A 26,025-nucleotide genomic window follows, 5' to 3' on the forward strand; every position below is an offset into this window, starting at 1 on the left:
TCGGATGCCCCCCCAAACAGGCTGCGTAAATTCTCCGTAAAATTTTTACGCGCGATTAGTCAGGCGACGCGTGTCGAAGGGGTAGCCACCCATACCTGGCGATGCACAAAGTGGCTGAAAGTGACAACCCAAAAAAGCCAAAAGCCCGCAATTACGCGGGCTTCAGGGCATTTTTTGCTAGTGGGTGCCGGACAATGCCGGGCGTCCCATCATTCCCACTCAATCGTCGCCGGCGGCTTGCTCGACACGTCATAGGTCACGCGGGAAATACCTTCGATCTCATTGATGATACGGCCGCTGACCGTCTCCAACAGTTCGTAAGGCAGGTGTGCCCAACGCGCTGTCATGAAGTCGATCGTCTCTACGGCACGCAGTGCAACAACCCACGCGTAACGGCGGCCATCGCCGACAACGCCAACCGATTTCACCGGCTGGAACACCACGAATGCCTGGCTGACCTTGTGGTACCAGTCGGCCTTGCGCAGTTCTTCGATGAAGATGTGGTCGGCGCGACGCAGCAGGTCGGCGTATTCCTTTTTCACTTCACCCAGGATACGCACGCCCAGGCCCGGGCCTGGGAATGGGTGGCGGTAGACCATGTCGTACGGCAGGCCCAGTTCCAGGCCCAGACGACGGACTTCGTCCTTGAACAGCTCACGCAGCGGTTCTACCAGCTTGAGGTTCATTTCCTCAGGCAGGCCACCCACGTTGTGGTGGGATTTGATCACGTGGGCCTTGCCGCTCTTGGCGCCGGCCGACTCGATCACGTCGGGGTAGATGGTGCCCTGGGCGAGGTACTTGATGTTGTCCAGTTTGGTGGACTCGGCATCGAATACGTCGATGAAGGTGCGGCCGATGATCTTGCGCTTCTTCTCCGGGTCGGACTCGCCGGCCAGGTTGTTGAGGAACTGTTCCTCAGCGTTGGCGCGGATCACCTTGACGCCCATGTTCTCGGCGAACATGGCCATCACTTGCTCACCTTCGTGCAGGCGCAGCAGGCCGTTGTCGACAAATACGCAGGTCAGCTGGTCGCCGATGGCCTTGTGCAGCAAGGCCGCCACAACCGAGGAGTCCACGCCGCCGGACAGGCCGAGCAGCACGTTGTCGGTGCCGACCTGGGCGCGCACCTGGGCGATGGCGTCTTCAGCGATTTTCGACGGGGTCCACAGAGCTTCACACTCGCAGATGTCGAGGATGAAACGCGACAGGATGCGCCCACCTTGCTTGGTGTGGGTCACTTCCGGGTGGAACTGCACGCCGTAGTAGCGACGCTCGTCGCTGAACATACCAGCGATCGGGCAGCTTGGGGTGCTGGCCAGGATGTGGAAGTCTTCCGGCATCTTGGTGACCTTGTCACCGTGGCTCATCCACACGTCGAGGCCGAACAGGCCGTCGGCGTCGATGTGGTCTTCGATGCCATCCAGCAGGCGGCTCTTGCCAACCACGTCGACACGGGCATAACCGAATTCACGCAGTTCGGAACCTTCAACCTTGCCGCCCAGTTGCTCGGCCATGGTCTGCATGCCGTAGCAGATGCCGAACACCGGCACGCCCAGGTCGAATACCGCTTGCGGGCAGCGCGGGCTGTTGGCTTCGTGAACGGACTCGGGGCCACCGGCGAGAATGACGCCTTTAGGTGCGAATTCGCGGATCGCTTCATCGTCCATGTCGAACGGGTGCAGTTCGCAGTACACGCCGATTTCACGCACGCGGCGGGCGATCAGCTGGGTGTACTGGGAACCGAAGTCGAGGATCAGGATGCGGTGGGCGTGAATGTCGAGGGCCATGAAGTCAGTCTCGTCTAATGAATCAGAAACAACTCGGGGCTGAAGAACAGCCCCGGTTACTTAACATTTTGCTGGAAGGCTCAACCTACACGGTAGTTTGGCGCTTCCTTGGTGATCTGCACGTCGTGGACATGGGACTCAGCCATGCCGGCGCCGGTGATCCGCACGAACTCTGGCTTGGTGCGCATTTCTTCGATGTTGGCGCTGCCGGTGTAGCCCATCGAGGAACGCAGGCCGCCCATCAGTTGGTGGATGATCGCGCTCAGGGTGCCTTTGTACGGCACACGGCCTTCGATGCCTTCCGGTACGAGCTTCTCGGCGCCTGCCGAAGAGTCCTGGAAGTAACGGTCGGAAGAGCCCTGCGCCTGGGACATGGCGCCCAGCGAACCCATGCCACGGTAAGCCTTGTACGAACGGCCCTGGAACAGTTCGATCTCGCCTGGCGCCTCTTCGGTACCGGCAAACATCGAGCCCATCATCACGCAGGAGGCACCGGCAACGATGGCCTTGGACAGGTCACCGGAGAAACGGATGCCGCCGTCGGCGATCAACGGTACGCCTGTGCCTTCAAGGGCAGCGGCAACGTTGGCGATGGCGCTGATCTGCGGCACGCCGACACCGGCAACGATACGCGTGGTGCAGATGGAGCCTGGGCCGATACCGACCTTGACTGCATCGGCGCCCGCTTCGGCCAGGGCCTTGGCGGCAGCGCCGGTGGCGATGTTGCCGCCGATCACCTGCACGTCAGGGAAGTTCTGCTTGACCCAACGCACACGGTCGATCACGCCTTTGGAGTGGCCGTGGGCGGTGTCGACCACCACCACGTCAACACCGGCAGCGACCAGGGCCGAGACGCGGTCACCGGTGTCTTTACCGGTACCGACCGCAGCGCCAACGCGCAGACGACCTTGGTCATCCTTGCTGGCCAGCGGGTAAGCCTTGGCTTTTTCGATGTCGTTGACGGTCATCATACCTTTGAGGGCGAATTTGTCGTCGACGATCAGCACGCGCTCGATGCGGTGCTTGTGCAGCAGTTCGCGCACATCGTTCTTGTCGGCGCCTTCCTTGACGGTGACGAGGCGCTCTTTAGGCGTCATCACTTCACGGACGGTGACTTCAAGGCGGTTCTCGAAACGCACGTCACGGGAAGTGACGATGCCGACCAGGTCGCCATCGTGCAGCACCGGGACGCCGGAGATGTTGTGCATGCGAGTGAGTTCGAACAGGTCACGCACGGTGGCGTCGGCTTCGATGGTGATCGGATCTTTCACCACACCGGCTTCGTAACGCTTGACCTTGCGCACTTCGGCAGCTTGCTGCTCGATGGTCATGTTCTTGTGGATGATGCCGATGCCGCCTTCCTGAGCCATGGCGATTGCCAAACGGGCTTCGGTGACGGTGTCCATGGCAGCAGAAACCAGGGGAATATTCAGCTCGATGCCACGGGTTAGGCGGGTCTTGAGACTGACTTCGTTAGGAAGCACCTCGGAATAACCGGGCACTAGGAGAATGTCGTCGAATGTCAGAGCTTCTTGGCTGATACGCAGCATCGCGGGGGCTCCCGAGCGGGAAAATGGAAGCGCGCCATTATATACATGCACCCTGCCGGGCTCAATGTAAAACTCTGACAAACTTGGTAATACTGATAGATGGAGAAAACCCGCAGCTTTTTCTGTAGGAGCGAGCTTGCTCGCGAAGGAGGCAAAGGCACCGCGTTAAATCAGACTCACCCCGTTATCGTTGACGATTTTCGCGAGCAAGCTCGCTCCTACAGCTCAACTTTGACCCAGGCAATCTTCTGGTCCAACCAGTCGGCAAACTCGTCGATAAAGCTCTGCTTGAAGCCCGCCTCTGCCCAGTTGTTGAAGATAAAGCCCAGGTTGGAAAACCCGCATTCCTGCAGGAACAGGAAGCCATTGATGTCGTCTTCATGCCCACATAGCGGGCAGGTGAAGTTATCGGTGTGGCCAGGCATCCAGTCTTCCAGGCTTTCAAACAGCGCCTCGCCGACTTCCTTGAGGCACTCCGGGCAGCCAGCTTCTTCGAGGAACCCCTTGGCCGGCGTGTAGATGCAACGCTTGTAGATGATCTCCAAACCGTTGACCGGCTCGTTGAATGGCAGCGCCTCGGGGTGCAGCACCACGGCGCGGGCACCATCGGCCAGGGCGTAGCCCATGCGGTTGCCGGTACGCCCGCAAGTGGTGAGCTCTTCCTTGATGATGTTCTTGCGCACCAGCCAGCGCACAATCGCCCGGGCGCGGGGTTCGTGGACGGGCAAGGTGGAGATTTTCGGGACAAGGATGCTTTGGGAATTCATGGGAGTCCTGCGGTGTGCCGTCTGACGCCTTCGCGAGCAAGCCCGCTCCCACATTCGACCGCGATCCTGCAGGATTAAATGCGGTCGACTGTGGGAGCGGGCTTGCTCGCGAAGAGGCCCTGAAGGCTGGCAGCTTAATCCCTGAAAAAAACCGGTCAAGTACTCAAATACCGCCCGATCAACGCAATACCACTGGCCAACACCAACCAGGTCACCAACCGCACGAACGCCTCACGGGACAACCGCATCGTCAGCCTGCGCCCACACCACAACCCCAGAACCATCGCCGGCAACAGACAAACCGCCAACATCAATAACGGCCAATCGGCATACACCCCGGCAATCAGGAACAGACTCAAACGCACCACCGTGCTGCAACTGATCAGCGCGCTTTGCGTGGCCCGCGCTGCGTCCTTGGGCAAACGGCTATTCAGATAGATCGCATATAAAAAGCCGCCACTGCCAAATAGCGCACCAAACAGGCCACCCACAGTGCCCATGGGAATCGACCAGCCCGCCGCCAACTGAGTCGGCCGAGCTTTCACCGCCAGGCTGTAAATCGCGTAGGCGCTGATAAACAGCCCCATCAACAACAGCAACAGGTCCGAATGCAGGTTAAGCAAAAACACCACCCCCAAGGTGCAGCCGATGGCCATGCAGGGCAGCAACCGCAACAGTTCCGGCTTGTTCACATCGCGCCGGGTTTGCAGCAAACCGCCAAACGCCGCGACAAAGTCCAGAAGCACCAGCAACGGGATGATCTTCGACAGCGGCATGAATAGAATCAGGATCGGCCCCGCCACCAGCGCGGTACCGAATCCGGCAATGCCGAACACGATGTAAGCCACCGTCACGCCCAGGCCGATCACCAGCCAATCAACACCGCCGAACGACCACTGGCTCATCAGCTCAACCGGGCTCATGACTTATTCCTTCTATTTCAGATGCCACTCACTTTAGCCATCGACGAGTGTTGCGACTAATATCTTCAAAGCTCGCTACCCATCTCAAAAAGGCATGACTTGTGATCTCCACTCGCCAACTGCGTTATTTCGTCGAAATCGCCGACAGCGGCAGCTACAGTGCCGCGGCCGAACGCCTGTTCGTGGCGCAATCGGCGTTGAGCCGGCAGATCAAGGCGCTGGAATCCCACCTGCAAACCCCGCTGTTCGAACGCACGGCACGCCAGCCACGGCTGACGGCCGCCGGCGAAGCCTTCTACCCACGGGCGCGCAACCTGCTGAGTGAGTTGCTCAAGGCCAGCGACCTGGCGACGCAAGTGGGCCATGGCCAACTCGGCACCTTGCGCCTGAGCCATTCGAGCACCGTGCCGATGAGCGGCGCGTTACTGCAAGGCATCAGCATGTGGCTGGAGCGCTGCCCGGGTGTGTCGATGGATATCGTCAAGCTCTCCTCCGAAGCCCAACTGGAAGAAATCGCCGAGGGGCGCCTGGACGTCGGCCTGCTGCGGTTGCCGGTGTTGCGCCAGCGCGAAGGCGTGCGCGTGGTGCCTTTGTACACCGAGCCGTTGGCGCTGGCAGTGCCGACGGGTCACCCGTTGGCACGTGGCAACGCAGCGGTCGAATTAATGCAACTCAAGGACGAGGCGTTTATTTCGATCCCCCACCCTCAGCGCGGCGGGCTGAGTTATCTGTCAGCCGAATTGTGCATGCGCGCCGGTTTTTTCCCCAAGGCTGCGCGGGTGATGTCGCGCAAGACCACGCAGTTGCAATTGATCCAGGCCGGCTTCGGTATTGCCTTGTTACCAAAATCCATGCAGGACATTGCCCCGCCCAATGTGCATTTTTTGCCCTTGGCCGACCCGGACTGCCACAGCACCGTAGCGCTGGCCTGCGCGCAAGCGCCGAACGCGCTGGTGGAGCAATTCTGTCAAACCCTGCACGAATGCCTATAAACTGCCGCCCATGATTAAAGATCCTTTTGCCCGCTTGGGCCTGGACCGCGAAGTCCTGACTGTCAGCCAACTCAACGGCCGTGCGCGGGTGTTGCTGGAAGACGTATTCACCAATATCTGGGTGGAAGGCGAGATCTCCAACCTCGCCCGCCCGGCTTCCGGTCATGTGTATTTCACGCTCAAGGACAGTGGCGCCCAGGTGCGTTGCGCGCTGTTTCGCAATAACGCGGCGCGGGTACGCCAGGCACTGAAAGACGGCCTGGCGGTGAAGGTGCGCGGCAAGGTCTCGTTGTTCGAGGGCCGTGGCGATTACCAACTGATCCTCGACACCGTGGAGCCGGCCGGGGATGGTGCGCTGCGCCTGGCCTTTGATGCTTTGAAGGAAAAACTCAGCGCCGAAGGCCTGTTCAGTGCCGAACGCAAAGTGGCGCTGCCGGTGCATCCTCGGCGCATTGGCATTATCAGCTCACCCACCGGTGCGGTGATTCGCGACATCATCAGCGTGTTCCGCCGCCGCGCGCCGAGCGTTGAGCTGACCCTGATCCCTACCGCCGTGCAAGGCCGCGAAGCGATCGCGCAGATTGTGCGAGCGCTGAAACTCGCCGACGCACGCGGTTTCGACGCGCTGATCCTGGCCCGTGGCGGCGGCTCCCTGGAAGACCTCTGGTGTTTCAACGAAGAGGCCGTGGCCCGCGCAATCGATGCCTGCGTTACCCCTATCGTCAGTGCCGTCGGCCATGAAACCGATGTGTCCATCAGCGACTTCGTGGCGGACGTGCGCGCCCCTACTCCCTCCGCCGCCGCAGAGTTGCTCGCCCCGGACGCCAGCCACCTGGTGCGCCAGGTAGAAAACCTGCAGCGCCGCCTGGTGATGCTGATGCGCAACCGCCTGAGCCACAGCCGCCTGCGCCTGGAAGGCATGGCCCGCCGCTTGCGTCACCCTGGTGAGCGCTTGCGCCAACAAGCCCAGCGCCTGGATGACCTGGACATGCGCTTGCGTCGTGCGTTTGAGCGCAGCCTCAATACCCGTCGCGAGCGCTTGATCCGCCTGGAAACCCGCCTCGCCGGCCAGCACCCGGGCCGTCAACTGGCCCTCTTGCGCCAGCGCCTGGACAGCCTCGCTGAACGCCTGCCCCGCGCCATGCGCGAAGGTCTCAAGGCGCGGCGCCTGCAACTGCAAAGCCAGGTGCAGACGTTGCAGGTGGTCAGCCCGCTGGCAACCCTGGGCCGTGGCTACAGCATCCTGTTGGACGAGCGCGGCCAGGCGATTCGCAACGCCGCACAAACCCACACCGGCCAGCGCCTCACCGCGCGCCTGGGTGAAGGCCAATTGCAAGTGCGGGTGGAAGACAACCACCTGACACCCGTCACCCTTTCATTATTGGATTGATCGATGCCACGCCTACTGAGCCTGTTGATGCTGTTGTGCCTCACGTTTAACGCCCACGCCGACAGCTACATCACGCGAACCCTGAACAAACCCGTGCCTGGCGGCGTGGCCGTCGTCGAACTAGGCCCTTCGGCCACGGCGCCGAAAGCCACCTACCAGGGCAAGCCGGTGCTGGTGGTCAAGGAGCAGGACAACTGGCTGGCGATTGTCGGCATCCCGTTGACGGTCAAGCCCGGTAACGAGCGCATCAGCAGCGGTGGGCGCAACCTGCCGTTTATCGTCGGCTACAAGAAGTACCCGGAACAGCGCATCACCTTGAAAAACAAAAGCCAGGTCAACCCCGACCCGGCCCAGCTCAAGCGCATCGAAAATGAGCTGGCCGTGCAGATCAAGGCTTACCGCAGTTTCAGCCCGAACCTGCCGAGCAACCTGGTACTGGATAAACCGGTGAACGGGCCGTTGTCGAGCAAGTTTGGCGTGCGGCGCTTCTTCAATGGCGAAGAGCGCAACCCGCACTCGGGCCTGGACTTCGCGGTGCCGGCCGGTACGCCGATCAAGACGCCTGCGAACGGCAAGGTGATCCTGGTGGGCAATTACTTCTTCAACGGCAACACGGTGTTCGTCGACCACGGCCAGGGCTTTATCAGCATGTTCTGCCATATGTCCAAGATCGACGTGAAGGTGGGCCAGCAACTGGTGCGCGGCGCAGTGGTGGGCAAGGTCGGCTCGACAGGCCGTGCGACCGGGCCGCATATGCACTGGAACATCAGCCTCAACGATGCCCGGGTAGACCCGGCGATATTCATCGGCGCGTTTCAACCCTGATTTTTATCCAATGCCCTGGCACAGGGCATACCTCTTTCCTTACATTTGCAGCCGGAACCAACCCAACACACCCCATCACTTACCTGGCGACTTACAAGGACCGTAACGACACCATTTCCATTAAGTGATGAGGTTGTTTCTATGCTTGCGCCAGCCAGTTCTACAGTCCAAACCCCTTTGGATCAGCATCGACCCTTTCACCAACCTGCCGGAACACCGACACCCCACCTAGAAAAAAGCCAGGCCGCCCCGTTCGTAGCGTCTTCGACCTACGCACCAGACGATTTGCCTGTACCCGATTCGCCAAGTACGCCACCTGCCGCCGTCACACCTCCACGCAATAGCAGCCTCATAGAGCAACACAACGAAGCCGCCCATGCGATACAGCAGCTCTACAAAGAGCAACCGAACTTCAAGACTTTCCTGCAGCAACAACTGGCCACACTGTTTCCCGACCAGCCCCACCTCAATGTTGCAGACCTCACCTTCAAGCGTTGGCGCAAGCAAAACGATGGCAGTATAAAAACGCTGTCTGTAGAACCCTTTCTCGACGCACTGCATAAAGAAATCCAGGAACAGCTGCGTAACCCTGGGAAAAAAGCAGGCGAAGGCAACAACCTATACGGAGATTTTTTCACCCGGGGCAGTACCGGTGTGCCGCCCACCCTGGTTACCCCTTCGCACTCACTGCACACGATTGCCCAGCGCATCGTCCAATACGCGACCACGCAACAGAAGTTCTGGACCACGCCTCGCCAAAGCCCGCACAACCCGCACGTGCGAACCACACCACAGAACGAACTGTTGGCCTTGTACAAGCAGCAACTGGCAACCGTGGCCGCAGCGCGCGCCAACGATGGCACCTTGAGCCCGGCGAGCAAACAACTGATCGACACGGCGCTGCAATACCCCACCTTGGCCGCGCGGGAAAATGCCTTTGCTGACGGTGCCCGCCCTGGGGTGTACCCACTCACCGTGGATGACGGTACTGAACGGGGTGCACTGCTGGCGGGGACCTTCCTCATCACCCAGACCGACGGCTCCTTCGCGACCGAGCCCGCATGGCCTAAAGGTCGGTCCTTAGCGCTCGACGACAGCCACGGCCCGGTGGTTCTGTATACCCCAAGTAAAGGGTTCGAGGAGTTCGCCACACCCGCCCAAGCCCGCGAAGCATTGGCCAAGCGCCTTGATGAAGGTGGAGTAGAGGCCGAACTGTTGTTGCAAACGCTGCCGTTGGCGCTGCAAAACCGAACAGAACAGCCCTCGGGAGATGACCTGACATGGCGCGTTGAGCCTGTGGCTGCGGAGGTACTGGCAGAGGGCATTCCGTGGATGCTCAAGCGCCAGCAAGAGGAAATCAATAAACAGCTCACCCAGACACTGACAGCCACTACGCCAGCTAACCCACTGACGGACCCGACGTCAGCCCAAGCCATAGATGACGCCGCCGACTGGTCGTACCAGCTCGACAGCACCAATGCCCTGTTGGCTTACAACGCCAAGTTGATCGAAAAACAACAACCGCAGTGGTTGAAAAACCTGACCCCGGCTCAAGAAGCCATCTTCCTGAAACTGGAACAGTGGGAGAAAAAGAGCACTGACGCGTTACTGCCCCTGCTTGAAAAAATCCCGTCCCTGTCGGACTTCGCTCGCAACAGGATGAACGAGGCTATCAGGAAGCTGTACCCCACTGCGCAGATTGATGCCGATAAATTAACGGTGAAAATAGACCAAACCACAACCCGGGACAATTCGACCAACTTCGTCCTAGCGGACGTGGCCATGTCAATAATGGGTAACCGCGTAACGACCTCGTCAGAACAAAAACAGCTTTCACTGACGGATCTGGCGCTGAAAAACCCCACCGGTTTTCTTCCAAGAAGTATTCAGAAAAAAACCACTATCACACTGACACTGCCGTTGATTGACACCCAGGGCAACCCGATTCGCGATAGCCGTGGCAAGCCGATCATACTCAATGATGAACAGCTAAAAGCCTTGATCAAGGCTGCAGATGTGGGAGGCGAATACGACAAGCTGCTTAAAAAAGAACTGGCACCTGATGCCCCTTCACCTCTACGGGAGGCGTGGAAAACCAACCTGAGCGATGCCATGGAGAAAGACGCCTTTCTCGCGGAGCTCAACCCTACGGCCTATACAGAGCAGGCCGCCGAAGACAAGAACAGCAAACGCGCAGCGCAATGGGTTACGGCAATCCTGGACCACCCCAACCCCGCCAACCGCCCCAAAGTCGATGGCCAGAACATTATCGCCAATGCCCTGTACGACTACGGACAGCCGGTTCATGGAGTGATGGTGATTGGCAACAAGGTCGATTCTTCATTGGTGCTCTACACGCCCAAGGCGCCCGACGGCATCGCGTTTCGCGAAGTTGCGGACCAGAAGGCAATGGACGCCTTATTGAAAAAAGACGCGTGGAAAGCCTATATCGCGGACAGAAAATCACCGGTCAAGAAAGATGATGTAGCTGAATTCGACGAGGTCGTCAGGGATATCCCCAACAATCCATTCACCGCCCTGGCGCCCGATAAAGTCCTGGACATAGCCGACAAAAGTACAAAGGTCATGCTCGGTGGCTCGGCACTCAAACCAATAAGGGGCAATGTCCAGGATCACCTGTACCAGCAAAACGTTCAGATGATCGTCGACAAGGCAGACCATCAATCCGTCAGCAGTGCAGAAGTGGCCAAGCAATCGTTCATCAATAAGGCCACGTTTGGCGTCGAAGTGGGAATGCTATTCCTGGACTTTTTGCCAGGTGCCGGCAAGGTCGCAAGCACCACGACTCATCTGAGCAAAGCCGCTTTAATCGCTTTGCGCGCCAACAGAAAACTGTTGCCCAAGCTCATGAAAAATCCCGGCCTGGCGCAGACGCTTTATATTGATTTCCTACTGGCTACAACCGGTATCAAGGGTGTGCGTGCAGGGCCACTACGGCCTGTCTTCAGACAGTCGACAACGGCACGCGCGCCTGCGCCACGTCAAGTGACCGGCACCTCGACGGGAACCCCGCCCAGCACACCGCCAGCCACTGCCTCTACCAGCAGTGGCGTGACAAGCGTCGCCACCCCGGTCGCCCGGCCAACCCGCGACCTGAGCGCCTACACTGTGCCGAATGAGGTCATCACCGGTCGCCCGTTAAGGCCCGACGGCACGTACAACGTGGGGGACAACTGGTACGTGCGCTTTACCGACAGTACCGGAGAAAACCGGGTTTACCAGATCGACTCGGCATTCCACGCCCGCAACGGGCACGTCAATATCATTGATCCGAATGCCCCAGCGACGGCGTCCAGAAGCAGCAGAACGGTGGCCTCCCTGCAATCGGCCGGCAATGGCGAATGGCGCATCAATCAACTGCCTGGTGGCAGGCGGCATAGGAAAAATCACATTCAACAACACTGGAATATAAATTTCGTCGATTACCTGATCGTAGGCCTACCTGATTCAAGCACCCAACCATGCTACAGGCGCATGGCGATACGCTGGTTCAGAGAAGGGATGACTGAATCTTATGCCAATCATGCCGTCGCACCGAGACCTCGCCCGAACATGCCGGCTCTGACGCCTGACACCTCTCCCGGCGAAATGACACGTGAACTGCTGCGCGTCTCGGACGGTATCGTATTTGGAGAGAAGCACGATCAGATTTCCACCAACGTCATGCTGATAAAGAACATGCAGGGTTACGCAGATTCAGGCGTCACGACCCTGTACCTGGAGGGGGCCTACTGGAATAGCGCCAGCGGGGTGGATGGGGTATGGCAGACGCCCGCTGATGCGAAAAAGTATAAACGCGGTACGCCTACACGCGATGACGTGCTCGCTGCCGCGCAACAACATGGTATTAAAATCGTAGGTCTCGAACATGAACATATGACGATGCACATAACCCGAACGCCCATAGGTGAAGCAGGTAACGCGGCGCACACCACTGACCGGCTGCGTGAGTTCAATTACTTTGCCAGCAAGATTATTCAGCAGACCCCCCCTGGGGAAAAGTGGATCGCCGTAGTGGGAAGAAGGCACATGAACACCACCCAGGGCGTCCCCGGCATCGCTGAGCAAACCGGGGCCGTCAGCGTAGGCGTGTATGACGCACCGCAAGGCGCCAGCAGTAATGCCGTCAAAAACACCGGCTCGCGTCCGGCACCTGAAGAAAAGTTCGCCGCCGATGCAACGGTGGGGGACTACCAAGTCCACCAGAACGTCGACCCCTACCTCAAAACGTCTTGATCAACCTGACGACGGCGCGCTGACTGAATCAGCGCGCCACGCCACACACCTGCCCGCCTTTACCATCGCCCCCTCAAAAGCGGTGACTTCGAAGCAAGCTGTTGCACACCTCTTACAGTTGCGACAGGAACCATCCGACATCCACCACCCACCTATTCCACAACTTACACGGAGCGTAATGAGCATGACCTGACCAGTGGAAATCCGAAACCTGTGAGACTCATTCTATGTACTCTCTGACCCAAGCCTTGGCAGCACGACACGCACAACAAGTCCTGATCGATTCTGCGGTTCCTGCATCCCCCGCTCTTCCCACGCCGTCTAGTACGACACAAGCGCTTGCTCGCGCTTCAACCTACGCCCCCGACACTCCCCCCGTCCCCACTTCGCCCGGCATAGCCAGCGCGCAAATGCGTTACCCCCACCTGGAGAAACATTTCAAACCCAGCAAACAATTAGCCTACACCGTTGAACACGCCCTCCTGACGGAGGACATGCAGCGCCTGCACAACCAACAGCCAAGCTTCAAAGCCTTCATACAGGCGCAACTCGAGGAAGCATTCCCCGCCGTCCGGCCTCTGGACGCCGAGACAATGAGCATCAATCGTTACCGCATTAACGGCAATGAGGTGTCACAGGAGTCATCCGAACCGCTAATGACCGCCCTGGCCAGGAGGGTCTAAGACATCCTGGCTAATCCCGACAAGCTGATCAGCCCTGAGCGCGACATACACACCCAATTCACTCATCGCACCAGCCTGGACGACGATCTGGCACTGCCCGCCGCCACCACGAGCACCTTGCAAACCATCGCGCGCAGCATCGCCACGCAGTACCCACAAGCCATTGAACGCTATTGGAACACCGCCAGCCCGGTGCATGAAGACCCGAGCAAGCACGAGTCGCCATTGAATCAGCTGTTGACCCTGCACAAACGCCAATTGTCGATCCTGGCAGCCTTGCGTGTCAGCGATCAAACCCTCAGTACAGAAAGCAAAGCACTGATCGACGACGCGCTGCGATACCCCACGCTGGATGCCCGCGAGAAAAACTTCGCCGATGGTGATCGACTGGGTGTGTACCCCATCACGGTCGATAACAAAACCGAACGCGGCGCGATGCTGGCGGGCGCGTTTCTTATCACCAAAAACGACGGTTCACAGGCCCTGCCGCCTGCCTGGCCGAATGGGCGCACCCTTGAACTCAACGACACTCATGGCCCCGTCGTGCTGTACACACCCGGCGAAGGATTCGAAGAGTTTGCAACGCCCGCCCAGGCACGTCAGGCACTGGCCGAGCGACTGGATCAAGGCGGCACCGCGGCCCAGCTATTGCTACAAACCCTGCCACCGGCCCTGCAAAACCGGGCTGACGGTTTCTCCGGCGATGACCTGATGCGCAGCGCCTCGCCATCGTCCGGGGATGTGTTGGCAGAAGCCGTGGCTTGGATGGTCAGGCGCCAGCAAGCAGAAACCAAGGCCGGTTTGGACAACGCATTGGCGCCAGGCAGCACCACCAGCCCTTTGCTCGACAACGCCTCAGCCCAAGGCATCGATCACGCGGCTGACTGGTCGTATCTGCTCGATGGCAGCAATGCGATGCTGGCCCGGGATGCGAGACTGACTGACAAAAACCAACCGCAATGGTTGAAGAACCTGTCTGCGGTTCAAGAAGCGGTGTTTTTGCATTTGGAGCGTGTGCAAGAGAAAAGCCTGGAGACACTGGCGCCACTGCTCGCAAAAATCCCGTCACTGGGAGACTTCTCACGGGACAGACTGAATGCGGCCATCAAGAAGCAGTACCCGAACGCAGCGGTCGATGCTGACCAATTAAAGGTACAGATACACACCCGCACCGGCATCCAGGGTGGGCGTGGGACTGGCCAGCCGCTTTATGACAAACAGCACTCCGTCTCGCTGACCGACCTGGCGCTGGACAATCCCAGTGGTTTTCCAGCCATCGAGAGGGGCACGTTTACCGATGTAAAAATGACCTCGGCATTGCTCGACACGCAAGGCAGGCCCGTACTGGACGTGGCTGGCAAGCCGGTGATCCTGGACACCGACGCGCTTAAAAAGCTGGTCAATACCGTCGATGTCGGCGGCGAATACACCAAGCTGCTCAAACAGGAGATGGCCACTGACACCGAGGTTGGCAGCGCCGCGCAATTGCGTACAGCCTGGAAAGCCAATCTGGAAGACGCGATGGCCAAGGAGGCGTTTTTATCAGAACTCAATCCCGACGCTTACACGGAAAAAGCCCAGCAAGACACTAGCACCAAGCGTGCGGTGCAGTGGGTTGATGCGGTAGTGGACCACCCCAATCCCGTCACGCGCCCCCAAGTGGATGGAAAAAACATCGTGGCCAACAGCCTTGTCCACCGTGGGTTGGCGGTGCAAGGCGTGATGGTGATCGGCAATCAGACGGACTCGGCATTGGTGCTTTACACCCCCAAGGCTCCCGACGGCATCACCTTTCGCGAAGTGGCGGACCACAAAGCCCTGGACGCTCTTCTGGCTAAAGGTGAGTGGGCGTCCTATATCGCAAAAAGAAAATCACCCGTCAGTAAAGATGACATCGCGCAATTCAAAGAAGCCCTTAAAGAAAAGGCATACAACCCTCTGACGCTGATCTCCCCTGAACTGATCATTTCATCGGTCAAGCTACTGGGCAGTGCGATCAGCCTGAAGCCGATCGAAGGCGATGTTCAGGAACACCTGTACACACAACACGTACAGATGGTGCTCGACCGAGCGGATCATCAGTCGGTAAGCAGCGAGGAAGTGGCGAAGCAATCCACCCTCAACAAAATCGAGTTCGGCCTCGAAGTGGCTTTGATCTTCGCGGACCTGATACCCGTGATCGGTAAAGGGGTGTCCTCAGGTGTTCGACTGGGTAAAGCCGGTGTGACTGCGCTGCGCGCCAATAGCAAGATCTTGCCGCACTTGATCAGAAAACCTGGCTTGGCACGCACGATCTACAGTGACTTCAGCCTGGCTGCCACAGGCATCTCCAATCTTCGTGCGGCCCCCATGCGAGCGGTATTCAGAGCCACCGGCCAAGCCGGCCCGCTGGTGGCACGCTCGGGCCCCAGAGCGCTGCCGGCGCCCGCCATCCCTCCCACGGCAGTCGCCTCCACCAGCAGCGGCGTCACCATCGTCGCCACGCCCCCCTCGACCACGGTCGCCGTGCCAAACCGCGACCTGAGTGCTTACGCCGTAGCCGACGACGTCATCCGTGGGGCGCACCTAGGGTCCAACGGCACCTATAACGTCGGTGGTAATTGGTATATACGGTACACCGACGTTACCGGAGAAAACCGGGTTTATCAGATCCACTCAGCGTTCCACGCCTCCAGCGGGCGGGTCGATATCATCAACCCCAACGCCCCGGCGACGGCTTCCAGAAGCGAGAGGACAGTGGCGTTTCTGCAATCGGCAGGAAATGGTGAATGGCGACTCAATCAGATGACGGGTGGCGTTCAACCAGGCAATGCTCTGCCCCAAGCCCCTGAGCGATATATGGATAGAGTGCTCTCGGGGGCAGCTGCCGATGACTTTGTAAACCCAACGGATGCGACAGTCAGAACTATCCGCAGATGGCACAGGCGCGATATGAAGGCCCACTACAAAAAACTCCGAAAAGCAGGAGCGACTCAACGGCCTTCCGTACCTGCACTGACGTCCAAGAGCACCTCGCCGAAAACGGCCATTGAGAATATTCTTTCTCAACCGGGAGTACGCGGCATCGTAATCGGTGAATCACACAATGACCCTGCACCTTTTCAACTGCTGATTGATCAGATGCAAACTTTCGCCAATAGCGGTGTGACCACCATTTACCTTGAAGGCGCCCCGTTTATTGAAGGCTCTTCGAGATTAAATGCTTCGGCGTTAACAGAGGCTCATGCTCAATACCTGTCACCTCGCCACTATGACCCCGAATATACGGGCGGCCCCACGATGCTGGACGTCATCATCGAAGCCAGAAAACACGACATTAACGTCATAGGGCTCGAGCACTACGAATTGACCCTGCACTCCGGGAAGGCCGCCGCATGGAGAGCCCAACCCGGCTACCTGAACGAACGCCTTCCAGAGTTCAACTATTTCGCGTCACAAATCATCCAGAAAACCCCACCTTGGGAAAGATTCGTGAGCGTTGTGGGTAGCGCGCATATGAATAATTTTGTGGGTGTGCCGGGCATTGCGGAACAGACCGGAGCGGTCGGGATATCCGTATCATCCGCCTTGAAAGGCACCTCAAGCCGAGTTCGTCAGCCTCCCCATACCAAGCCTGCCCCGATCAAACTCACACGGGGCGGCAACTTTCGACCCGTTGGAGACGTGAACATCGAATACAACATAGATGGCCTGCTCGTCTGAGGGCTCCTTGCAAACACCACCACGCAGCCTTTGGGCTGCGTGGAGCACTATTGCTTACAAAAAACCAAACAGAGAATAAATATTATAAAACCTGCAAATACCAACAATAAAAAACCAACAAATCAGAAAAAAATAGAAGTTATACCAATTTTTTTTCGATGCTTGCCATCCCTCAGTCTCGCGGTTAGGGTTGACTGCATGAAAACCTCTCACACCCTCATTCAGCTCCGCCAGCACCGCAGCCTGTGCCTCGTCAGCGCACGACTGCCAGGCTGAATCGATCTGCCTCGTCTTCACGTTTTATCCCCAATAACAGTACTACGGCAGGCCGCCTTTTCTCGGCCCCTACAACCAAGGATTTTCCGATGAGCATGCTCAAAGACCCGTCTTCGAAATACCGCGCGTTCCCGACCATCGACATCCCGGACCGTACCTGGCCGTCGAAAACCATTACCCAAGCGCCAATCTGGTGCAGCTCCGACCTGCGTGATGGCAACCAGTCGCTGATCGAGCCGATGGACGCGGTGAAAAAGCTGCGCTTCTGGAAGACCTTGGTAGCCGTTGGCGTAAAGGAAATCGAAGCCTCGTTCCCGGCCGCGTCGCAAACCGACTTCGACTTCGTGCGCACCCTGATCGAAGACAACCACATCCCCGAGGACACCACCATCCAGGTGCTGACCCAGGGCCGTGAAGACTTGATCGCACGCACCTTCGAATCCCTGCGCGGTGCCAAGAAAGCCATTGTGCATTTGTACAATGCCACTTCGCCGTCGTTCCGCCGCATCGTGTTCAACCAGGACAAGGACGGCATCAAGGCCATCGCAGTCAACGCCGCCAAGCTGTTCGTCAAGTACGCTGCCCAGCAGCCGGAAACCCAGTGGACCTTTGAATACTCCCCAGAGACGTTCAGCGCCACAGAGCTGGAGTTCGCCAAGGAAGTCTGCGACGCGGTGATCGAGGTGTGGAACCCGACGCCTGAGCACAAGATGATTCTCAACCTGCCAGCCACCGTCGAGTGCGCCACGCCGAACATCTATGCCGACCAGATCGAGTGGTTCGGTCGCCATATCAACCGTCGTGACAGCGTGATCATCAGCCTGCACACCCACAACGACCGTGGCACCGGCGTGGCGGCCACCGAGTTGGGCCTGATGGCCGGCGCCGACCGTGTGGAAGGTTGCCTGTTTGGCAACGGCGAGCGGACCGGTAACGTCGATTTGGTCACCGTGGCGCTGAACATGTACACCCAGGGCCTGGACCCGCAGTTGGACTTCTCCGACATTGACGGCGTGCGCAAAGTGGTCGAGGAATGCAACCAGATCCAGGTGCACCCACGTCACCCGTATGTCGGCGACCTGGTACATACTGCGTTCTCCGGCTCGCACCAGGACGCGATCCGCAAGGGCTTCTCCCAGCAGAAAGACGATGCCTTGTGGGAAGTGCCGTACTTGCCGATCGACCCGGCCGACATTGGCCGCAGCTACGAGGCGGTGATCCGCGTGAACAGCCAGTCGGGCAAGGGCGGCATCGCCTACCTGCTGGAGCAGGAATACGACATCAGCTTGCCGCGTCGCATGCAGATTGAGTTCAGCCAGGTGGTGCAGGCCGAAACCGACCGCGTGGGCCTGGAGATGACCGCGCCACAGATCTACGCCTTGCTGCAGCGTGAATACCTGCAAGCCAACACGCCGTATGCATTGGTCAGCCATCGTCTGCAGGAAGAGAACGGAAACAGTTTTGTCGAGGTGGAAGTCTCCGGCAAAGGCCAGGGCGAAACCAACCTGCACTGGAAAGGTAAAGGCAACGGCGCATTGGAAGCCCTGGTAGCGGGCCTGCCGATTGGTGTGGAGATCATGGACTACAACGAGCACGCGATTGGTGCGGGTACCAATGCCAAGGCGGCGGCTTACATTGAGCTGCGCGTTAACGGCGAACGCCCGGTGCATGGTGTGGGCATCGATGAAAACATCACTACCGCCAGCTTCAAGGCGCTGTTCAGTGCGCTGAACCGTTCGTTGAGCCAGTTGGAAGCCAAAGTCGCGTAACGTTATCGCAGCAATGCAAAAGGCCCCTGGGTGAGAATCCAGGGGCTTTTTTTTGCTTTGGATGTTGGGGGATGCTGATGGCCTCTTCGCGAGCAAGCCCGCTCCCACATTTAAACCGTATTCCTGCAGGTTAAACGCGGTCAACATGTGGGAGCGGGCTTGCTCGCGAAAGCGGTCCGTCAGACAAACTGAAAGCTATCGGCATCCAGGTTCGCCGGGAACCTCGTACGGTAAGCCGCCAGCTCCGCCGCATCCAGGATCACCTGAAACACCCCATCCGCCTCCCCTGCGCTCAGCAACGTCTCACCCTGGAAATCCAACACCTGACTATCGCCGGTGTAGGCAAAGCCCTTGCCGTCGGTGCCCACCCGGTTCACCGCCGCCACATAGCACAGGTTTTCAATCGCCCGTGCCGGCAACAGCCGATTCCAATGCTGACGCCGCGCACCTGGCCAGTTGGCGGTGTACAGCAGCAGGTCCGTATCCTGGGCATCGCGGCTCCACACCGGGAAGCGCAGGTCATAGCAGATCAGCGGACGAATGCGCCAACCCTTCAATTCGAACTGCACCTGGCGCTCGCCTGGGGTGTAATGGTCATGTTCACCGGCCATGCGGAACAGGTGGCGCTTGTCGTAATGCAACACCTCGCCATCCGGCCGCGCCCACAGCAAGCGGTTGCGGTGGCTGCCATCGGCGGCCTGGATGATCACACTGCCCGTTATCACGGCCTGATACTTTGCCGCTTGGGCCTGTAGCCAATGATGGGTGGGGCCGTTTTCCGGCTCGGCGAGGGCTGCTGATTCCATGGAAAACCCTGTGGTGAACATCTCCGGCAGCACGATCAAGTCGGCGCCTTTGGCCTGCTCCAGCAGCAACTCGAAGTGTTCGAAATTGGCCTGGCGGTCATGCCAGGCCAGGCTCGTCTGCACCAGGGCAATGTTCAGATTGGGCAATGTACTCAGATCACGCATAGTTTTTGCGCCGCATGTCGCAGCGTCTCCTCGCGTTTGGCAAAGCACAGGCGCACCAGGCGCTGGCCTTGGGGTGGGTGCTGGTAGAACACCGAAACCGGAATGGTCGCCACGCCATGTTCGCGGGTCATCCACAGGGACATGGCCACGTCATCCAGGTCTGGGCGAATCTGCGAGTAATCCACCAGTTGGAAGTAAGTGCCGGTCACCCGGGTGAAGCTCAAGCGCGAAGGCGCCAGCAGGTCGCAGAACAAGTCCCGTTTGGCCTGATAGAAGGCCGGCAGTTCTTCGACATGTTCCGGGTGTTCGGCCATGAAGTCCGCCAAAGCGTACTGCAAAGGGGTGACGCCGCAGAAGTTGACATATTGATGCACCTTGCGCAGTTCGGCGCTAAGGGCCGGTGGCGCGACCACATAGCCGGTCTTCCAGCCTGTGACGTGATAGGTCTTGCCGAATGAGCTGACCACGAACGCGCGCTGATACAGCTCCTCATGGGCCAATACACTGACATGGGGCACACCGTCGAACACCAGGTGCTCGTAGACCTCATCGCTGACCAGGTAGATATCGCGGTCGCGGATCAGTTCGGCCAACTGGTCCAGCTCGGCACGGCTGATCAAGGCGCCAGTGGGGTTGTGCGGGCTATTGAGGATGATCATGCGCGTACGCGGTGAAAGCGCAGCCTTGAGTTTCTCGAAGTCCAGAGCGAAGCCTTGCAGGCTCAGTTGCACATGCACGCAACGACCACCGGCCAGTTCAACCGAAGGCTCGTAGCTGTCGTAGCTGGGGTCGAACACGATGACTTCATCGCCGCTACGAATCACCGCCTGGATCGCGCAGAAGATCGCTTCGGTGGCACCAGGCGTGATGGTCACTTCAGTGTCCGCATTCACCGTGGCGCCATAGCTGCGAGCAATCTTGGCCGCCACTTGCTGGCGCAGCGCCGGCAAGCCAGTCATGGGGGCGTACTGGTTATGGCCGAGGGCGATGTGCTTGCCCACCGCATCGAGCAAGCCCTGCGGGCCATTGAAATCGGGAAAACCCTGGGACAGGTTGAGCGCGCCAGTTTCGGCGGCGAGTTGCGACATGGTGGTGAAAATGGTCGTGCCGACGTTTGGCAGCTTACTGGTGATCATCAAAAGCCCCTGCAGGTGAGCCCCAAGTTTTAAGCTGCCTATTGCATCGGGTCAAGGCACAAACGGTCGCGCACAAAAAAGGGCTCCAAAGGAGCCCTCTCTCGCAGCGTGTCGCTTACCACTCAAAGCTGCCGTTATTTCTTGTCACGGCGCTTCTTGTCGGCCTTCTTGTGGTGAGTCATCAAACGACGCTTCTTGTTCACCTGACGGTCGGTCAGTGTGTTCTTGTTGCCTTCGTATGGGTTATCGCCACCTTTGAACTCGATACGGATCGGCGTACCGACCAGCTTCAAGACACGGCGGTAGGTGTTTTCCAGGTAACGCACGTACGACTTGGGCACCTTCTCGATCTGGTTACCGTGAATCACGATAATCGGCGGGTTGGCACCCCCCAAGTGGGCGTAACGCAGTTTGATCCGGCGGTTGTTGACCATCGGCGGTGCGTGCTCGCCCACCGCGTCTTCCAGGATCTGGGTGAGGCGGTTGGTCGGCCAGCGGGTGACCGCAGACTTGAACGAGTTCTGTACGGACGCGTAGAGGTTGCCCACGCCAGTGCCGTGCAGTGCCGAGATGAAGTGGATATCGGCGAATTCGACGAAGAACAAGCGGCGTTGCAGCTCGATCTTGACGAAATCACGCTCGCTCGGCGTCATGCCGTCCCACTTGTTGATCGCGATCACCAGCGCACGACCGGCTTCCAGGGCAAAGCCCAGCAAGTTGAGGTCGTGGTCCACCACGCCTTCGCGGGCGTCCATTACGAAGATCACCACGTTGGCGTCTTTGATGGCTTGCAGGGTTTTGACCACGGAGAACTTTTCAACTTCTTCGTGGATCTTGCCGCGCTTGCGCACACCGGCGGTGTCGATCAGCGTGTACTTTTCCTCGTTGCGTTCAAACGGGATGTAGATGCTGTCGCGGGTTGTACCGGGTTGGTCGTAGACGATAACGCGGTCTTCACCGAGCATACGGTTGACCAGGGTCGACTTGCCGACGTTCGGGCGGCCGATGATAGCGATCTTGATACCGTCTTTTTCGCTCGGGCCAGGAATGCGCTTGGCTTCCTCGCCTTCAGCGACGATCTCTTCCTCGCCCTCTTCTTCCTCGACGTCATCCTTGGGGAAATCGCGCAGGGCGATTTCCAGCATCTGGGTGATGCCACGACCGTGGGCACCGGCGACCGGGATCGCGTCGCCCAGGCCCATCGGGCTGAATTCGGCACGGGCTGCCTCAGGATCGATGTTGTCGATCTTGTTGGCGACCAGATAGGAACGCTTGTTGCGCTTGCGCAGGTGCTCGCCAATCATCTGGTCAGCGGCGGTATAGCCCGCGCGGGCGTCCACCAGGAACAACACGACATCGGCTTCTTCAATGGCCAGCAGCGACTGCTCGGCCATTTTTTCGTCCATGCCATGCTCGTCACCGGAGATACCACCGGTGTCGACAATAATGTAGGAGCGCCCTTGCCACTTTGCCTCACCGTATTGGCGATCACGGGTCAGACCGGACAAGTCGCCGACAATGGCGTCGCGAGTCCTGGTCAGGCGGTTGAACAAGGTGGACTTGCCGACGTTAGGTCGGCCCACCAGGGCGATTACGGGAACCATGCGGCTCTCCACTTCGTTATTTCAGAAAATACAAAAGCCGCTGCAGGGCAGCGGCTGGTGCTCGGGGCGGCATTTGAAATGCCACATGCCCTACTCTGGCACTACTACTGTAGGAGCGAGCTTGCTCGCGAAAAAACCGAGAACGACGCGTTTATCCAGAAAACCCGCGTTATCGTTGACGTCCTTCGCGAGCAAGCTCGCTCCTACACAGAGCATTGAAGCAGGGCCGCCTGGGGGTTACCCCAAGCATAGTCAAACCTTTACTTGATGGTCAGGGCTTCCAGCTTGCCGCCGTTGCCATACACATAAAGCATGTTACCCACCACCAGCGGACGCGCACGAAGGCCGTCGCTGTCGATACGCTGGCGACCGACAAAACGACCGTCCACCTGGCTCAGCAGGTGCAGGTAGCCTTCGAAGTCACCGACCGCCACGTAGCTGGAGAAGACTTCCGGTGCCGACAGCTGACGGCGAGCCAGGGAGTCATTGCTCCACAGCGCAGTGGTGGAACGCTCATCGACACTTTCAACGGTGCCGGATGCCAGGCTCACATAGACGCTGCCAAACCCTTGGGCGACACCCGCATAGCTGGAAGCATCACGCTGCCAGTTGATGCGGCCGCTTTGCAGGTCCAGCGCGGCAACACGGCCCTGGTAGGTGGCGACGTAGATCGTTTCACCCGACAGCAGCAAGCCGCCGTCGATGTCTACAACGCGGTCCAGTTCGGAACGACCTTGCGGGATGGCCACACGGGTTTCCCAGGCCGGCACGCCGTTCTGGGTATTGAGGGCAACCACTTTACCGGTCGACAGGCCTGCAACGGCCAGGTTGTTGGTCACAATCGGACCACTGGTACCACGCAGGGTCAACACCGCAGGGGTGCTGTCGTACAACCAGCGTTGGTCACCGGTGGAGGCATCCAGGCCGATCACGCGGTCGTCCTGGGTTTGCACCACGACGATATCGCCGTTGGTCGCCGGTGCCGAGAGCACTTCACTGGTCACGCGAGCGCGCCATTTCTCTTCACCGGTGCTGGAGTCCAGTGCGACCACGTCACCCTTGAGGGTACCGATCAGCACCATGCCGTAGCCGACGCCCACACCGCCGGAAACCGGCAGTTCGAGGTCTTTCTTCCACTTCACGTCGCCGTTCATGCGATCCATGGCAACCACGACGCCAGTGGAATCAGTGGCCACGATGTTGTCGCCGTCAATCGCCGGCTGCAACAGGTTGTAGAGGTCGCCCTGCCCATCACCAATGGATTGGCTCCATTGTTTTTGCAGGACTACTTCTTCCTTGAAGCTGGTCAGCTCGGCAGGAGGCAGTTCTTTTTTGCTGTTGCTGCTGCAACCCGCGGCCAAAACGGCCAGAGCCAGCAATGCTGCATGTTTCCAACGGATCACGTCACGCATCCCCTTTGGCCAAGTCGTCGAGCTTGATTTGTAAGCCACCGACCGCTGCTTCATCAGACAGCGCCGCCTTGGCTTTTTGGTACGCAGCATAGGCTTCGTCGGTACGACCCAATTGGACCAACAGGTCGCCCTTGAGCTCTTCGCGAGTGGCCACGAATGCCTTGTCAGCATCGCCGTCGAGCAGTTTGAGTGCTTCGTCAGCCTTGTTCTGTGCAGCCAATACCTGTGCCAGGCGCTGACGTGCGATTTCACCCAGGGTCGGGTTGGTCGGCTTGTCGGCGATGGCCTTCAGCTCGGTGGCCGCGTCATCCAGCTTGCCGGTGTCGACCGCGACTTTCGCGACGAACAGGCTGCCGTACTGGGCGTAAGTGCTACCGCCGAATTCGTTCTTCAGCTTGCCGGCCAGGTCTGCTACCTGCGCAGGGTCAGGCTTGCCGTCCGGGGTCAGGGTAGTTTCCAGCAATTGCTGATAAACGATCGAGGCACCTTGGGACTGGTTGGCCTGATACTTGGTCCAGGCTTGCCAGCCGAACACCACCACTAGCGCCAGCAGGCCGCCTGTGACCAGGGGCTTGCCGTTACGCTGCCACCAGTCCTTGAAGTCGGCCAGTTGCTCATCATCAGTACTCGACACCCCAATACTCCTTAATCGCTAAATTCGGCTGTTCGACAGCTTCAACCCTGCACAACGCAGGTGGCCAAGTGCGCAGCGAGCGCATCAAAGGCAATGTTCTGTTGTTCGCCCTGGCCACGCAGGGGTTTGAAACCTATCACTTGCTGGGCCAGCTCGTCATCGCCGAGGATCAGTGCGTACAGCGCACCGCTCTTGTCGGCCTTCTTGAACTGGCTCTTGAAGCTACCAGCGCCGGCATTGACCTGCAGGCGCAGGCTCGGCAGTTGGTCACGTACTTTTTCGCTCAAGGCCAGGGCCGCCAGTTCGGCAGCCTCGCCGAAGGCGCACAGGTACACGTCCACCTGACGGGAAATCTCTTGCGGGACCTGCTCCAGGGTTTCCAGCAGCAGGATCAACCGCTCGATGCCCATGGCAAAGCCCACGCCCGTGGTCGGCTTGCCGCCCATTTGCTCGACCAGGCCGTCGTAGCGACCACCGGCACACACGGTGCCCTGGGCGCCGAGCTTGTCGGTGACCCACTCGAACACGGTCTTGCTGTAGTAGTCGAGGCCACGCACCAGCTTGGGGTTGATCACGTAGGGAATACCGGCTGCATCCAGGCGAGCCCTGAGGCCCTCGAAGTGCACACGGGACTCGTCGTCCAGGTAATCGGCCATTTTCGGCGCATCGACCAGCACGGCCTGGGTGTCGGCGTTCTTGGTATCCAGGACGCGCAACGGGTTGGTCTTCAGACGGCGTTGGCTGTCTTCATCCAGTTTGTCCAGGTGGGCCGACAGGTACTCGACCAGGGCCTCACGATAGCGGCCCCGGGACTCGCTGGTGCCCAGGCTGTTGAGTTCAAGCTTGACCGCGTCACGAATGCCCAACTGGCCCCATAGGCGCCAGGTCAGCACGATCAGCTCGGCGTCGATGTCCGGGCCGTCCAGGTTGAACACTTCGCAACCGATCTGGTGGAACTGGCGGTAACGGCCTTTCTGAGGGCGCTCGTGGCGGAACATCGGGCCGATGTACCACAGCTTCTGGGTCTGGCCACCACCGGTGATGCCATGTTCCAGTACGGCGCGCACGCACGCGGCAGTGCCTTCCGGACGCAGGGTCAGGGAGTCGCCGTTGCGGTCTTCAAAGGTGTACATCTCTTTTTCGACGATGTCGGTCACTTCACCGATGGAGCGCTTGAACAGTTCGGTGAACTCGACGATCGGCATGCGGATCTGCTTGTAACCGTAGTTATCCAGCAGGCGCGCGACAGTGCTTTCGAAGTAGCGCCACAGTGGCGTCTGCTCCGGCAGGATGTCGTTCATGCCACGAATGGCTTGCAGAGACTTGCTCACATCAGATCCTTAAATT

General features: G+C 59.1%; 17 protein-coding genes. 7 read left to right on the forward strand and 10 right to left on the reverse strand.

The features are described from left to right. Positions 1-209: 209 nt before the first annotated feature. From guaA to N2A98_RS21675, 4 genes are all read right to left on the reverse strand, one after another. Positions 210-1,787: a glutamine-hydrolyzing GMP synthase gene (gene guaA / locus N2A98_RS21660; protein ID WP_078466377.1), complete on the reverse strand. Its 1,578-nt coding sequence runs from the start codon at positions 1,785-1,787 to the stop codon at positions 210-212. Positions 1,788-1,867: 80 nt separating this feature from the next. Next, entirely contained in the window at positions 1,868-3,337 is a 1,470-nt protein-coding gene (guaB, locus tag N2A98_RS21665) for an IMP dehydrogenase (RefSeq protein ID WP_003193998.1), read from the reverse strand. 218 nt (positions 3,338-3,555) lie between these two features. Beyond that, positions 3,556-4,104: a hypothetical protein gene (locus N2A98_RS21670; RefSeq protein WP_032895403.1), complete on the reverse strand. Its 549-nt coding sequence runs from the start codon at positions 4,102-4,104 to the stop codon at positions 3,556-3,558. A 155-nt stretch (positions 4,105-4,259) separates the two neighbouring features. Next, complete coding sequence (locus tag N2A98_RS21675; RefSeq protein WP_044268074.1) at positions 4,260-5,027, reverse strand: sulfite exporter TauE/SafE family protein; 768 nt, start codon at positions 5,025-5,027, stop codon at positions 4,260-4,262. Positions 5,028-5,128: 101 nt separating this feature from the next. Between N2A98_RS21675 and N2A98_RS21680 the strand changes: the two genes are divergently transcribed. From N2A98_RS21680 to leuA, 7 genes are all read left to right on the forward strand, one after another. After that, a complete protein-coding gene (locus N2A98_RS21680; protein ID WP_069557283.1) occupies positions 5,129-6,019 on the forward strand; it encodes a LysR family transcriptional regulator in 891 nt (296 codons plus the stop codon). A 10-nt stretch (positions 6,020-6,029) separates the two neighbouring features. Further along, on the forward strand, positions 6,030-7,409 hold the full coding sequence (gene xseA / locus N2A98_RS21685) for an exodeoxyribonuclease VII large subunit (RefSeq protein ID WP_161904601.1): 1,380 nt from the start codon (positions 6,030-6,032) through the stop codon (positions 7,407-7,409). A 3-nt stretch (positions 7,410-7,412) separates the two neighbouring features. Next, complete coding sequence (locus N2A98_RS21690) at positions 7,413-8,234, forward strand: M23 family metallopeptidase (RefSeq protein ID WP_032895399.1); 822 nt, start codon at positions 7,413-7,415, stop codon at positions 8,232-8,234. A gap of 141 nt (positions 8,235-8,375) precedes the next feature. After that, a complete protein-coding gene (locus N2A98_RS21695) occupies positions 8,376-12,491 on the forward strand; it encodes a membrane-targeted effector domain-containing toxin (RefSeq protein ID WP_275622625.1) in 4,116 nt (1,371 codons plus the stop codon). A gap of 410 nt (positions 12,492-12,901) precedes the next feature. Further along, positions 12,902-13,174, forward strand: coding sequence for a hypothetical protein (locus tag N2A98_RS21700; protein WP_275622626.1), 273 nt, complete (start codon positions 12,902-12,904; stop codon positions 13,172-13,174). 117 nt (positions 13,175-13,291) lie between these two features. After that, the gene (locus N2A98_RS21705) at positions 13,292-16,876 is read left to right on the forward strand and encodes a membrane-targeted effector domain-containing toxin (protein ID WP_275622627.1); all 3,585 of its coding nucleotides are present in this window, start codon (positions 13,292-13,294) and stop codon (positions 16,874-16,876) included. A gap of 365 nt (positions 16,877-17,241) precedes the next feature. Next, positions 17,242-18,921 (forward strand): 2-isopropylmalate synthase, encoded by a 1,680-nt coding sequence (gene leuA, locus N2A98_RS21710; protein WP_275622628.1) that lies wholly within the window; start codon positions 17,242-17,244, stop codon positions 18,919-18,921. A 179-nt stretch (positions 18,922-19,100) separates the two neighbouring features. Here the strand turns inward: leuA and N2A98_RS21715 are convergent, their stop codons facing one another. From N2A98_RS21715 to hisS, 6 genes are all read right to left on the reverse strand, one after another. Next, entirely contained in the window at positions 19,101-19,892 is a 792-nt protein-coding gene (locus tag N2A98_RS21715) for an amidohydrolase (RefSeq protein WP_032897777.1), read from the reverse strand. Continuing rightward, positions 19,880-21,028, reverse strand: a complete 1,149-nt coding sequence (locus N2A98_RS21720) for a pyridoxal phosphate-dependent aminotransferase (RefSeq protein ID WP_047711723.1) — start codon at positions 21,026-21,028, stop codon at positions 19,880-19,882. Before N2A98_RS21720 ends, N2A98_RS21715 begins: the two co-directional genes overlap by 13 nt. 134 nt (positions 21,029-21,162) lie before the next feature. Continuing rightward, a complete protein-coding gene (gene der / locus N2A98_RS21725; protein WP_003194008.1) occupies positions 21,163-22,632 on the reverse strand; it encodes a ribosome biogenesis GTPase Der in 1,470 nt (489 codons plus the stop codon). A gap of 260 nt (positions 22,633-22,892) precedes the next feature. Next, the gene (gene bamB, locus N2A98_RS21730) at positions 22,893-24,044 is read right to left on the reverse strand and encodes an outer membrane protein assembly factor BamB (RefSeq protein WP_003194009.1); all 1,152 of its coding nucleotides are present in this window, start codon (positions 24,042-24,044) and stop codon (positions 22,893-22,895) included. Continuing rightward, complete coding sequence (locus N2A98_RS21735; protein WP_032895393.1) at positions 24,037-24,678, reverse strand: YfgM family protein; 642 nt, start codon at positions 24,676-24,678, stop codon at positions 24,037-24,039. The genes bamB and N2A98_RS21735 overlap by 8 nt, the downstream gene beginning before the upstream one ends. A gap of 41 nt (positions 24,679-24,719) precedes the next feature. Next, on the reverse strand, positions 24,720-26,009 hold the full coding sequence (gene hisS / locus N2A98_RS21740) for a histidine--tRNA ligase (protein ID WP_275622629.1): 1,290 nt from the start codon (positions 26,007-26,009) through the stop codon (positions 24,720-24,722). Positions 26,010-26,025: the final 16 nt, after the last annotated feature.

Source organism: Pseudomonas sp. FJ2-5-13 (genome assembly GCF_029201605.1).
GTDB classification, from domain to species: Bacteria; Pseudomonadota; Gammaproteobacteria; order Pseudomonadales; family Pseudomonadaceae; genus Aquipseudomonas; species Aquipseudomonas lactis.